Consider the following 13,084-nt stretch of genomic DNA (forward strand, 5'->3'; position numbering starts at 1 on the left):
ATGCCCCGTATAGCCGGCGTCGATGTCCCGCGCAACAAGCGGATCGAAATCGCCCTCACCTATATCTACGGCATCGGCCGTCATACGTCGAACTTGATTCTGACCAAGGCCGGAGTCAACCCCGACACCAAGGCTGACAGCCTCTCCGACGATCAGGTGAAGCGAATTCGCGATGTGATCAACGAGGAGTTCAAGGTCGAAGGTGCGCTCCGCACCGAGATCCAAATGAACATCAAGCGGCTGATCGACATCAACTGCTACCGCGGCACCCGACATAAGAAGGGACTGCCCGTCCGGGGACAGAACACCCGCAACAACGCGCGAACGCGACGCGGTCGCAAGCGCGCGTCACCGTCGCGCAAGAAAGCGTGATCTGATTCTATAGTGAAGACTCTCGAAATCTCCGAGTAACCATTGGCGAAACCAGACAAGAAGAAGACGCGTAAAAGGGAGAAGGTGGATGCCGTCGGAATCGCGCACATCAAGGCCACCTTCAACAATACTGTGGTGACGCTAACCGACAACTTCGGCAACGTCGTAACCTGGGCTACCTGCGGCCGGGCCGGATTCAAAGGCTCGCGCAAGAGCACGCCCTTTGCCGCCGGTCAGGCTGCCACAGCCGCTGCCAAGGGCGCCATCGAGCGTGGCTTGCAAAAGGTGACCGTTCTGGTCAAGGGTCCCGGTTCGGGGCGCGACTCGGCGATCCGGTCGCTTCAGGCTGCCGGGCTCGTCGTCACCTCGATCCGCGACGTTACACCGCTGCCTCACAACGGCTGCCGGCCTAAGAAGCGCCGTCGTATTTGATTCACCGACACATCCCAAAGTAAGTCTTTATGGCACGTTACACCGGGCCGGTCTGCAAGATGTGCCGGCGCGAAGGCGAGAAATTATTCCTGAAGGGCGAGCGTTGCTTCAGCGCCAAGTGCGCGTTTGAGCGGCGCGGCTATCCGCCCGGACAGCACGGACAGAACCGCCGTCTGAAGATGTCGAATTACGGCATTCAGTTACGTGAGAAGCAGAAGATCCGCCGGGTCTATGGCCTCCTCGAACGGCAGTTTCACAATACCTATGAAAAGGCCTCCCGCGAGCGCGGCGTTACGGGCGAGAACATGCTGGCACGGCTCGAGAGCCGGCTCGACAATGTCGTCCACCGACTCGGAATGGCGCCATCGCTGCGCGCCGCCCGACAACTCGTGAGCCACGACCACTTCGAGGTGAACGGCCGGCCGGTCAATATACCTTCCTACCGTCTCCGACCGGGCGACGTCGTCCGGGTGCGGGAAGGCTCCCCGATGAGATCGGACGCCGACTCGCAGGTTCACAATTCTATGCGGCGAATTCACGAAGGCCGCACGGTGCCTTATCTGTCGCTTGATAAAGCGCGGATGGAAGGCACCTACCTGCAGATTCCCAAGCGCGAGGAGATTCCGGTGAGTGGCCGGGAGCAACTCGTCGTCGAACTCTATTCACGGTGATGTTGATATGACCCTTATCGGCGCCCATATGAATGGACTCGGCATTCAAATGCCGGAATCGATCGAGGTCGATCACCCGACTTATACGACGACCTTTGGCCGGTTCGTGATCCAGCCGCTCGAGCGCGGCTACGGCATCACTATCGGTAATATGATGCGCCGGGTGCTGCTGTCGTCACTGCCGGGTGCAGCCATCTCGTCGGTTCGCATCAACGGAGTTCAGCACGAGTTTTCCTCTGTTCCCGGCGTCAAGGAAGACGTAACCGAAATCGTCCTGGCGCTAAAGGAAGTGCGGCTGAAGCTCCTCTCCCGCGGCCCTGAAAAGCAACGGCTTCACCTGAAAGGTCCGCGCACCTTCACGGCTCGCGACCTCCGGCCCGCGTCTCAGGAATTCGAGATACTGAATCCCGATCATGTTATCGCCCACCTTGGCGAAGGTGCGGAGATCGATTTCGAATTCACCGTTTCGCGCGGTCGGGGCTATGTCAACGCCGAGGAGAATCGCGATCCGGAGTCACCGATTGGGACCATTCCGATCGACTCGATTTACACCCCGGTTGGGAAGGTGAAATATGCCGTTGAAAATACCCGGGTCGGCCAGCGCGTCGATTTTGAAAAACTGACCCTCGAGGTCTGGACCGACGGCTCGATCACCCCCGACGACGCTCTGACCCACGCCGGGAAGTTGCTGCGCGACCACATCCAACTCTTCATCAACTTCGACGTTAAGCCGCTTGATGAGGATGAAGGCGGTGAGACCGACGAAGACATTCTGCGAATTCGGAGGCTGCTGCGCCGCCCGGTTGACGAACTCGAACTTTCAGTGCGCGCTGCCAACTGCCTTAAGGAAGCGCGCATCCGTACCATTGCCGATCTGGTGGCCAAAGCCGTGGCGGAAATGTTGGAATACAAGAACTTCGGCAAGAAATCCCTGAACGAACTGGACGAAGTTCTCGCCTCACACGGGCTCCACTTCGGATTCGATGTCGAGCGTTATCTTGGTCCCGACGCCCGGCGCAAGGTGCTGAACTGATCTATTACTCTCTTTGAGCGTCTCTGCTCGCGACTTTGAACTGATTGCCGGGTAGCGAGACCGGCGGCAACCAATCAACTACTTATGCGACACCTCTACGATAAGGCCCATCTCGGACGTTCCCGCTCGCACCGGCGGGCGCTGTTAAGCAACATGTCGGCTTCGCTCTTCCTGCATCGGCGCGTCGTCACAACGCTCGGCAAGGCGAAATTTGCCCGGCGGTTTGCGGAGCGGCTCATCACTTTTGCCCGTAAGGGCGATTTGGCAGCGAGAAGAATCGTTGCATCTCGGCTCGGCAATCCAGCTGCGGTAAAGATCCTTTTCGACCAATTAGGACCGCACTTTAAGACTCGTGAAGGCGGTTATACCCGCATCATCAAGTTAGGCGTCCGGCCCGGCGATGCAGCGCCGGTCTGCCTGCTCGAACTGGTTGGCTTCGACGACATCGCTCCGGTTGCATCGACCGGCAAGGGCAAGTCGGCCGGCAAATCGCGGCTGAAGGAAGCCCAAAAAGCGGCGGGCGAGAGTAAAAAGAGCGGTAAGAAGGCTAAATCCGGAACCCCGGCGCCAGAGCCCGAATCGGCATCGTCCGAAGGCTGACCTTAAGACGGTTCTGTTCGGCCGTCCCGGCGGATAACCGGCAACCTATCTGGAGAGGGCATTTCGCGGTTGGAGCGGAGTGTCCTTTCCGGCTTTTGAGGATGTAATGAATGAACTTTAGGGACTGGCGTAATGAGCCGGGCACACCGCGGCGCGCCAAAGGCTGGACGCAGGAAGCTGCGTTGCGGATGCTGCTCAATAACCTCGATCCGGCCGTTGCCGAGAATCGCGAGGATCTGATCGTCTATGGAGGAACTGGTCGAGCCGCGCGTAGTTGGGAAGCGGCCGAGAAGATCGCCCGGGCACTGCTTGACCTTGAGAACGACGAGACGTTGCTCGTCCAGTCCGGCAAACCAGTCGGTATCCTGCCTACGCACCCCGATGCGCCGCGGGTATTGATTGCCAACTCGAATCTCGTTCCGGCTTGGGCGAACTGGGAGCAGTTCCGGGAACTCGAACGGCTCGGCCTTACGATGTATGGACAAATGACCGCCGGGTCGTGGATTTACATCGGTACCCAGGGAATTCTCCAAGGCACTTACGAGACGATCGCGGAGATGGCTCGGAAGCACTTCGGAGGCAGCCTTTCGGGACGCCTCGTGGTAACTGCTGGCTTGGGAGGAATGGGGGGCGCCCAGCCGCTTGCGATAACCATGAACGGCGGTGCAGCGCTCGTTGCCGAAATTGATCCCGAGCGCATCGAACGGCGCATTCGGACGCGGTACCTTGACAGGTGGACGGTGAACATTGAAGAGAGCATCACCTTGGCGCTTGAAGCCAAAGCCAGAGGCAGGGCAACCTCCATTGGGGTTTTGGCCAATGCCTGCGAGCTGGTCGAGGCACTCGTGAAACGCGGCATCACTCCCGACGCCCTTACCGACCAGACGTCGGCGCATGACGAACTGAACGGATATGTCCCCAGCGGTTACTCTTATAGAGAAGCGCTTGATTTGCGGCGAGCCTATCCCGAACGCTATGCTCGCGAATCCTACGCGACGATGGCGCGGCAGGTTACGGCTATGGTCGAACTTATGGATCGCGGAGCAGTAACATTCGATTATGGCAACAATCTGCGCAAGCAGGCCGAAAAGGGCGGGGCGAGACGAGCCTTCGATTTTCCGGGCTTCGTTCCAGCTTTCATCAGGCCTCTCTTCTGCCGGGGCAAGGGACCATTCCGCTGGGCTGCACTTTCCGGACTACCGGAAGACATCTACGCCACCGATCGGAAGGTGCTCGAAATGTTCCCGGAGGATGAGGCGCTCGCGCGGTGGATTAGCCTGGCTGGCGAGCGGGTCGCATTTCAAGGTCTGCCGGCGCGTATATGTTGGCTCGGATTGGGCGAGCGGCACCGGCTTGGGCTGGCTTTCAACGAGATGGTCGCAAGCGGTGAGGTGAAAGCGCCTATTGTTATCGGACGCGATCACCTCGATGCCGGTTCGGTGGCTTCGCCTTTTAGGGAAACTGAGGGTATGCGCGACGGCTCGGATGCTATAGCCGACTGGCCGGTCTTGAACGCGCTGACGAATGCCGTTTCGGGAGCGGGGTGGGTTTCGTATCACCACGGTGGCGGTGTTGGGATTGGGTATTCGCTCCATGCCGGTATGGTGATCGTCGCGGATGGCACCTATGAAGCCGCCCAACGTCTTAGGCGAGTGCTCTGGAACGACCCGGCGACCGGTGTCCTACGGCATCTCGACGCGGGTTACCCTGAAGCCGAAGCGTCCGCTATTCAGAATGGGTTGAATATCCCTATGAAGGCATAAGAGATGGAGCCCGCGGCACCCGGATTCGGCGCGGAGTATCACATCGACCGGTTGGCGCCGTCGGAACGTCGGCTGCTCAAGTGGGCACGACGGGAGGAGCGCCGCTCAGGTCATGGCGGGTTGCTGCTCGAAGGAACGAAATTAGTTCTGGAAGCGCTTGAACAAGGCCTGCCCCTCGAAGCTGGCTGGTTCACCGGAGAATATGCCGAATCGAACCGTGTCCTGCTCGACCGGGTGCGATTTGCGCATTGCCGAATGAGAGCCGTTACGTCGCGGGTGATGCGCCAGGTGTCGGACCTTGAGACTCCCCCCGGAATTGCGATTGTGGGTGCCGAACCGGTGCGGACGCTGCTTCGACCGGGAGACGATTTCAGCCTCATAGTGGCGCTGGTGCAAGTTCAGGATCCGGGGAATCTGGGGGGGGTGATCCGGACGGCGGATTATTTCGGTGTCGATGAGGTCTGGGTGGGATCCGGCTCGGCTGATCCCTTTGCTGCCAAGTCGCTTCGCGGAGCAATGGGCGCGACGCTGAGACTGCCGGTGGGGCGGTTCGACGACCTACTGCTGAGGCTAAAGACCTTTCGAGATCGCGGAGCGACTATCGTCGCAGCGGTGGCTCACGGAGGCGACGAGCATTTGCCGTCGGCGCACCGGATGATCCTTCTGATCGGCGGTGAGAGCCGGGGGCTTTCCGCAGAGGAGACTTTGATCGCCGGGCATCTGGTTACCCTCAAGGGCGCAGGGCAATCTGAGTCCCTTAACCTCGCGATGGCAGCCGGCATTTTGATTTACGAAGCGAAGAAAAAGTGAAGGCGTAGAATGAACTATGACTATTAAAAATGGGTGCATCAAATAGTAGCATCAATAGGACAGACATTCTTGTCCGTCCAAAGGGCAGGCAAGAATGCCTGCCCTACTGGGGAATACCACAATTATCTGCGCCCATTAATAATCTATGCATTCAGTCAAACCACGCTGTCAACGCAGCACACTTTCCATCTTCGGCGTTCCAAATACCTTTCGTCATTCCTTCCGTCCAAACCTTACCACCGCCAGAGTAAAGACCGCCAGCCCAATCGCCGAGAGCGGCACCAGGTCGGGCAGCATCTCCACCAGCGACGTCCCTTTCAGGAATATCCCCCGCACGATAGCCATGAAATAGCGCAGTGGATTGAGATAGGTGAGCAGCCTTATGTTTTCCGGCATGTTCTCGACCGGGAAGAAGAACCCGCTCATCAGGATGCCGAAGACAAGAAAGAACCAGATCGTAAGCATCGCCTGCTGTTGCGTTCGAGCAGCTGTTGAAACGAGCAGTCCCGAGCCGAGCGTCACCAACAGGTAAACCGCCGATGCCAATGCCAGATTCAGCACCGATCCGGCAAAGCGCAGTTTGAACCAGAGGATGGCTACGACGGCCGCCAGCGAGAGTTCTACGAACGCCAGCACGACAAAGGGAATCGTCTTGCCGATGACGATCTGCCACGACTTGAGCGGTGAAACACGCAAGAATTCCAACGTCCCGATCTCGCGTTCGCGCACCACGGCCATTCCGGTCATCATCCCGGAAACAATGGTGATGATCATCACCAGGATGGCCGGAATCATATAGAACCGGCTCTCGAGTTGGGGATTGTAATAGACCCGCGTAACCGCTTCAATCCTTCGGACATCACCCATCAGGTCGGGATAACGGCTCGCCAGTAGAGCAACCCGTTCGAACGCTTCCTTGCGGATGACTCCCTCTGCATAACTCCGCGCCCTCCCCGCCAGGCTTGAATTGACGCCATCGACCAACAGTCCAATCGTTGCGGGCTGTCCTGTCTCCAACGCCCGACCATAACCCTTGGGAATGGTAAGAGCGATGTCGGCACGACCTCGAACGAGCGCTTCATCGATCTCATCCTCAGACGACGCAACCAGGCTCTCTTTGAAATATTCTCCGGCATAGAATGCCTCGGCCAGATGCCGGCTGGCTGGTGTCCGGTCGCGATCGAGCAACGCCAGGCGGACATTCTTGATGTCGGTCGTTACCGCATATCCGAAGAGGAAGAGTTGCATCACCGGCAGGACGAAGAGCATCCGGAGCATGATCGGGTCGCGAAAGACCTGCCGAAACTCCTTTTCGATCAGGAATAGCACCGGGCGAAGCGCATTCACTCGAGGTCCCTCTTGAAGCGCGCTATGGCTATACCCAGAATCGCGAGCGCCATCAGCGACAAGATCGCCCCCTCGAGTGGATACCAGTTGACGCCCTTCAGCATGACTCCCCGAATTACCTTTAGGAAGTAGGTGGCCGGGATTATCCTGCTCACCATCTGCAGGATTGCCGGCATGCTGGCCACCGGGAATATGAAGCCGGAAAGAAGGAGCGTTGGCAGGAGGGTCATCATCAGCGCCATCATCATTGCGATCTGCTGGGTGCGAGCAAGGGTCGAAACGAGTAGTCCCAGCCCGAGTGCCACCAGAAGATAGATGAAGCAGTAACCGGTGAGCGCCAGCCAGGAACCCGCCATTGGCACACCAAAGATGAACCGGCCGGCCAACAGAATGATGACAGCGTCAAGAGCACCGATCGTCAGATAGGGAAGCACCTTGCCGATAATGATCTCGCCGGCTTGAACCGGTGTCGTTAGCATCTGCTCAAGGGTGCCGGTCTCGCGTTCACGGGCGATGGCAATCGACGTCAGAAGTGCGCAAATCATGGTCAGAACGAGCGCTACCAGCCCGGGAACAACGAAGACCGCGCTGGCAAGAGCCGGATTGAACCAGATGCGGGGCTCGGCAGCGATCGGAAGCGTGGCAATCGTTGACAACGATGATGAGAATGTCGAAAAAGATGATCGGTTGATCCGGGCGATTACCGCGTTCAGATAGTTTTCAACAGTGGCGGCGGTCGTCGCGTCGGCACCATCGACGATCAATTGCACCCTCGCCGCCGGGCCGCGCTCAAGGTCCCGGGCATAACCGGAGGGGATTATAAGCGCGGCACGAAACCGATCCTTACGGAAACCGGACTCGATTTCCGATCGGTTTAGGAGGACTTGAGCCATGACGATCGCTTCACCGGAGGTCATCTCGCGCACCAATCGTCGTGAGGCGGGAGTGCGGTCGTAGTCGAGCACCCCGACCCGGACACGCTTCAGTTCCATGTCGATGGCGTAGCCGTAGAGCACGACCATCGCAAGCGGCATCAGAATAGCAATGGCGAGGCTGCGGGGATCGCGCAGGATATGAAGAAATTCCTTGCCGGCTATAGCTGCGACGCGGGTCATACCAACTTGAGGCAGGTAATGTGCAGTCTCACCGGAGTCATTCGGCCACCGCGCGATGAAAGGCTTCCTGTAAAGTTGGCGCATCGTAACGCTCTCGCAACTCGCCGGGAGTTCCAAGAGCGATCAGACGGCCGTCCTTCATAATAGCGACCCGATTGCATCGGGTCGCTTCGTCCATATAGTGAGTCGTTACAAAGACCGTCGTCCCCCCGGCAGCCAGTTCGTAGATCACATCCCAGAACTCGCGGCGTGCGGAGGGATCGACGCCGGCGGTCGGCTCGTCGAGGAAAAGGATGCGCGGTCGGTGGAGAATGGTGCAACCCAAAGCCAGCCGCTGTTTGAAGCCGGGCGGAAGTTCACGAGTGATGAGGCTTTCCCGACCGAAGAGGCCCAATCGCTTCAGAAGGGGACCCGCCGCTGCTGCCGTCTCGCTCCGGGATAGGCCATAGACACCTCCACAGAACGTGAGGTTCTCGACCACCGAGAGGTCATCGTAGAGGCTGAACTTCTGGCTCATATACCCGATCTGCGACTTGATCTGTTCCCGGTCGGTAGCGATGTTTAACCCGTCCACCCAGGCTTCGCCGGATGTAGGTGGAAGCAGACCACAAAACATCCTGATTGCAGTCGTCTTGCCGGCACCGTTTGGACCAAGGAATGCGAATATCTCACCGCGTCGAACTTCGAGATCGATGGCATCGACCGCTGTAAACCGGCCAAACTTCCGGGTAAGGGCTTCTGCCATGAGGGCCGGGGAGTCGCTTGAGGAAGTCTTATGCATAGTCCTGTTGCCGTTCAGTCGCAACCGAAGGGCTTTTGATATCATCCCAGTAGATGAAGATGTCTTCCAGCGATGGATCGACCGAACGCAAGATGCAGGGGTAGGGCTGCAGCGCGCCGGTGATTAGAGCCTCATCCAGCGGACGGTCGAGTCGAAGGTGCAGAACTTCGCCGAAACGTTGAATGGATCCGGCGGGAATGCCGTTCGTCAGGAGTGCCTGCTGAATCTGAAGAGGTTCATCGGTGGCAACCTCCAGGATATTTAATCCGGAAGCACGGGTAAGGGACGGAACAGGCCCCAGCATCATAATGCGACCGTCGCGCATTAGCGCTACGCGGTCGCAAAGTTCCGCTTCGTCCATATAAGGGGTGCTGACCATAATGGATATTCCGTCGCGAGCCAGGCCGCGCAGGACATCCCAGAATTCGCGGCGGCTGACCGGATCGACTCCGGTTGTCGGCTCGTCGAGGAAGAGGACTTCGGGACGGTGGATCAGGTTGCAGGCGAGAGCCAGTTTCTGTTTCATCCCCCCGGAAAGGCGCCCGGCAAGCCGCTCTGTAAATGGTGCCAGGCGGCTGAAGGCGAGAAGTTCGGTTTCGCGGTTTGCGCGTTCACTTTTGGGCACCTGATAGAGGGCAGCGAAGAAACGTAGGTTTTCGAGAACTGTGAGGTCGGGATAGAGACTGAATCGCTGCGGCATATACCCGGTGCGAGCCTTGATCCGGCGGACATTCTCCGGCAGCGGATAGTCGAGCAGTCGGATCCTGCCGTTGTCGGCGTGAAGCAAGCCGAGGGAAATGCGGAGGAGCGTTGTCTTGCCAGCGCCATCCGGTCCGATCAGGCCAAGGATCTCGCCGGCACAAAGTTGGAGCGAAACGTCGTCCAATGCGACGTGCTCCCCATAACGACGCCCAACACCGGCAAGTTCAAGGACAACGTTCATCGATTGACTTGTATGCCATATGGGTGACAATGCCCACTGGTCAGGTTCCAGGATTCCAAGATTATGGCTATTGCTTATATCCGATCATCGCCTCCGCCGGCATACCGATACGGATACGGCCGTCACTGTTGGGAACGCGAATCTTTACGGCAAAGACAAGTTGCGCACGGGCGTCGCGGGTCTGGGCGTTCTTGGGCGAGAATTCGGCTTCCGGGCTAATCCACTCGATCTGGCCTCTTAGCGTGTCGCCGGGATGCTCATCGGGGAGTATGCTAATGGCATTGCCGACCTTCACCTTGGGCAGGTCGTTCGCGTCCAGGAAGATGCGCAGTTCCATAGTCTGAAGATCGGCGAGAGTCAGGATAGTCCGGCCGGGGGCGACGACTTCGCCCGGCTCGGCGCTGCGGACAACGACCTGTCCCTCAGTCGGTGAAAGCACGACGCCGTCCCGGATGCGCCGGTCGAGCACTTTCAGGGTTGCATCGAGGCGGGCGCGTTCGGCATGAAGCACTTCGATCTGGCGCCGCACTTGATCGACCTCGTGGCGCGCTCCGTCGCGACGGGCGGTCAGTTCAAGGGTCTGCTGCTGCCGGACGGAACCACTTTCGAGTAAAGCAGTCGCTCGAGCCAGTTCGTCTTCGATGAACGTCAGGGCGCGTTCGGCTCGTGCCAGCCCTTCCCGAATGACCCTCACTTGAGCCTCGATTGCAGCATATCCAGCGGCGGCTTGATCGCGCTCGAGGCGAAGCAGTTCGATGTCCAGCACTGCCAATGTATCGCCAATCTGGACGATGTCACCCTCTCGAGGGCGGACCTCAAGCAGCCTTCCGGCAAGGGTCGTCGAGACCGCAACCGATACCGCTTCGAAGGTGCCGGACGGATTAGGCTGAGGCCCGGTCCGGCAAGCGTTAAATGCCAGTGAAAGCAGTATGCCGGGGATCAAATGTCTTGGTGATAGGGTAAGTCCAGTAGGCACGGGGCGTGCTCTCGGGTTAGATGTCGTGTTTGGAAGTTATAGCAGAAGGTTAACGATAAATTAGGCTGTAAGCCGTGAACTTGTCAAGCCGGGATTTTGTTCGGCAGGTTAGGAGACCAGACAGAGTCGCTCTCGTAACCCTGATCATTTCTTTGACACTAAAGCAATGGCAAGTGAAGCGAGGTGATCCTGTTGCTTCCCTTAACTGAGACAGACTCGTAAATGCCGATATATTTCTTCTGCCTGCTGCAGTCTCGTGATTACAGAGATTGCTTCGACTGCCTGCTGCAGTCTCGCAAAGGCGGGATACTTAGCCACCGACTGCAGACGTCCGATAACTTTTTGACAGGGTTACATTTTAGGCAGGGATGCTAATTGTAGATTATTACGAGAGTTTGTAAGGGTTGGTAAATTGGCAGGATGATTGCATTGGTTAAGAGCGCAGGGAATCCCTGCGGAAGCGATGCAAAGTCAACCGAGTCTCTACCTACCTATTCGCTTCCTCGTTCTTCGCGCTGCATCGGCACCGCTCACTTGGCACTTCCCCGGTATGCACATAGTTCGCTCAGGCGCGCCCGGTATGCGGCACAATCTGCGGTTGTGCAGTATCCTGCGGCGGTCGAAACGGCGTAACCCGCGTTCGGGGACGCCATTGTTACCAATGTTCATCGTATTCGCGTAACATTTTCCCGGAGGTTGGAATGGAGGGAAATCGCAAGGTCTTCAATCCGGTTCTCTGCATCGTCTTGATGGCGATGGCACTCTTCGTGCCAATGATGCAGGCGACGGCCGCGCCGTCAGCCGGACTACCCAACCCTGAGGACGGCAACCGATGGCAGTCGGCGATCGTCCCCGAGGGTGCGCCGGTCATTAGCACGCCGGAAGCGGCGGCGGCCTATCTGAATAAGATGGCCCAAGGACCGGTATCCAATGAATATCAACTGCCCGGCCGGGACCGGCGGGGCGGACCGGATCAAGGGGGCTACTCCTACCGGGACATTGAGGAGGCTGGCGTTCGCTACGCCTGGATCGACATCACCCAAGGTGATATGCGCGGCAATCAACTCGGCATCAACGGTGATGACCAGAACAGCGGTGCACTTCAACTCGGGTGGCAGTTCCCCTTCTACGGGCAGAACTACGGGTCGATCTACTACTGCTCCAACGGGTGGATTTCGGTCTCCGACGGAGGCGCAGACTACACCCCGAACGCGGCGTTCCCCAACGCCAACGACCCGACCGGCATTATGGCGGCATTCTTCACCGACCTCTATCCGCCGGCCGGGAACAGCCAGTCATGGTGGTACACTAATGCCGACAACGGCATAGCGATCTTCTCCTGGATCAACTACCCCCATATCGCCGACAACAACCGGCGCTACACCTTCCAGGCAATCATTGACCGCCGCGGCAACATCCTCTTCCAGCACCAGACCAACGTCGCCGTAGCCAACGGTTACAACCTGAGCGTCGGCATCCAGAACCAAGCCCGCAATATCGGGCTTTCGGGCATTTTTGCCCAGAACGTCGGAGTCCCGGCTAACGAGTATGCGATGGGCTTCCGGCAGCGCTGGATCGAGTTCGAAGAGGGCGCGGGCATTAGCCTCGACCCGGCCGAATTCCACTTCGGCGACGTCTTCCTCGGCCGCGAGCGGACAATTGATGCGACGCTGATGAACAACGGCGTCGAAGACCTCGTCATCACCGGCTGGGGTAACGACAACGGCGCCTTCATTCTCCCCGAATTCCAGGGCGAGTTTGCCATCGGTTCAGGGGAGGAGGTGGAATTCTCAATTACCTTCCGGCCCGAAGAAGGCGGCGATTACGCTGACGAAGGCTGGATCGAGTGCAATGCGGTCAACGCCGAAGATGGCGTCTTCCGCGCCCCGCTGACTGGCCGCTGCCTCGCGGCGCCGCAGATCAGCGTCGATCCACAGGCGATTGAAGACGCGCTTAACACCGGCGAAATCGCCGAGCACGTCATCAACATCGCCAACGATGGCGGCGCCGACCTCAACTTCGAGATCAGTGCCGAGATTATTCGTGAGCCAGGGCGTCGCCGCGACGCCGGCGGTCGCGAGTTGCGCAATGCCGATGGCGGACCGCTGCGCGACAACCCGGGCGACTTGATCGCCCAGTTTGCCGGGCCGAATCAGGTGAACCAGTATTGGTCGCCGGTCGGCTACGATCAGGAAAATGACCTCGTCTTCCTCGCCAGTTACACCAGCAGCCTGATCGTCG

13 protein-coding genes are annotated in these 13,084 nt (G+C 58.6%); 8 read left to right on the forward strand and 5 right to left on the reverse strand.

From position 1 onward, the window contains the following. From rpsM to FJY67_04185, 7 genes are all read left to right on the forward strand, one after another. Complete coding sequence (gene rpsM / locus FJY67_04155; protein MBM3328654.1) at positions 1-372, forward strand: 30S ribosomal protein S13; 372 nt, start codon at positions 1-3, stop codon at positions 370-372. Positions 373-414: 42 nt separating this feature from the next. Next, on the forward strand, positions 415-804 hold the full coding sequence (gene rpsK / locus FJY67_04160) for a 30S ribosomal protein S11 (protein MBM3328655.1): 390 nt from the start codon (positions 415-417) through the stop codon (positions 802-804). A gap of 29 nt (positions 805-833) precedes the next feature. Then, positions 834-1,475, forward strand: coding sequence for a 30S ribosomal protein S4 (gene rpsD / locus FJY67_04165; GenBank protein ID MBM3328656.1), 642 nt, complete (start codon positions 834-836; stop codon positions 1,473-1,475). A gap of 28 nt (positions 1,476-1,503) precedes the next feature. After that, a complete protein-coding gene (locus FJY67_04170) occupies positions 1,504-2,508 on the forward strand; it encodes a DNA-directed RNA polymerase subunit alpha (GenBank protein ID MBM3328657.1) in 1,005 nt (334 codons plus the stop codon). Between the two features lie 84 nt (positions 2,509-2,592). Beyond that, on the forward strand, positions 2,593-3,108 hold the full coding sequence (locus tag FJY67_04175; GenBank protein MBM3328658.1) for a 50S ribosomal protein L17: 516 nt from the start codon (positions 2,593-2,595) through the stop codon (positions 3,106-3,108). A 110-nt stretch (positions 3,109-3,218) separates the two neighbouring features. Next, positions 3,219-4,871 carry a urocanate hydratase gene (gene hutU / locus FJY67_04180; GenBank protein ID MBM3328659.1) on the forward strand — a complete coding sequence of 551 codons (1,653 nt, stop codon included), beginning with the start codon at positions 3,219-3,221 and terminating at the stop codon, positions 4,869-4,871. A gap of 3 nt (positions 4,872-4,874) precedes the next feature. Further along, complete coding sequence (locus tag FJY67_04185) at positions 4,875-5,681, forward strand: RNA methyltransferase (GenBank protein ID MBM3328660.1); 807 nt, start codon at positions 4,875-4,877, stop codon at positions 5,679-5,681. Between the two features lie 213 nt (positions 5,682-5,894). Here FJY67_04185 and FJY67_04190 read toward each other — a convergent pair whose 3' ends face one another. From FJY67_04190 to FJY67_04210, 5 genes are all read right to left on the reverse strand, one after another. Beyond that, entirely contained in the window at positions 5,895-7,028 is a 1,134-nt protein-coding gene (locus tag FJY67_04190; GenBank protein MBM3328661.1) for an ABC transporter permease, read from the reverse strand. After that, positions 7,025-8,227: an ABC transporter permease gene (locus FJY67_04195; protein ID MBM3328662.1), complete on the reverse strand. Its 1,203-nt coding sequence runs from the start codon at positions 8,225-8,227 to the stop codon at positions 7,025-7,027. Before FJY67_04195 ends, FJY67_04190 begins: the two co-directional genes overlap by 4 nt. Continuing rightward, complete coding sequence (locus FJY67_04200; protein ID MBM3328663.1) at positions 8,181-8,924, reverse strand: ABC transporter ATP-binding protein; 744 nt, start codon at positions 8,922-8,924, stop codon at positions 8,181-8,183. Before FJY67_04200 ends, FJY67_04195 begins: the two co-directional genes overlap by 47 nt. After that, positions 8,917-9,867 carry an ABC transporter ATP-binding protein gene (locus FJY67_04205; protein MBM3328664.1) on the reverse strand — a complete coding sequence of 317 codons (951 nt, stop codon included), beginning with the start codon at positions 9,865-9,867 and terminating at the stop codon, positions 8,917-8,919. Before FJY67_04205 ends, FJY67_04200 begins: the two co-directional genes overlap by 8 nt. Before the next feature lie 67 nt (positions 9,868-9,934). Then, positions 9,935-10,843, reverse strand: coding sequence for an HlyD family efflux transporter periplasmic adaptor subunit (locus tag FJY67_04210; GenBank protein ID MBM3328665.1), 909 nt, complete (start codon positions 10,841-10,843; stop codon positions 9,935-9,937). Positions 10,844-11,544: 701 nt separating this feature from the next. On the opposite strand from FJY67_04210, the gene FJY67_04215 reads away from it, so the two are divergent. After that, positions 11,545-13,084: hypothetical protein (locus FJY67_04215; GenBank protein MBM3328666.1), on the forward strand; the 1,540-nt coding region annotated here is incomplete at its 3' end.

The sequence above is a fragment of the Calditrichota bacterium genome (assembly GCA_016867835.1).
GTDB lineage: Bacteria > Electryoneota > AABM5-125-24 > Hatepunaeales > Hatepunaeaceae > VGIQ01.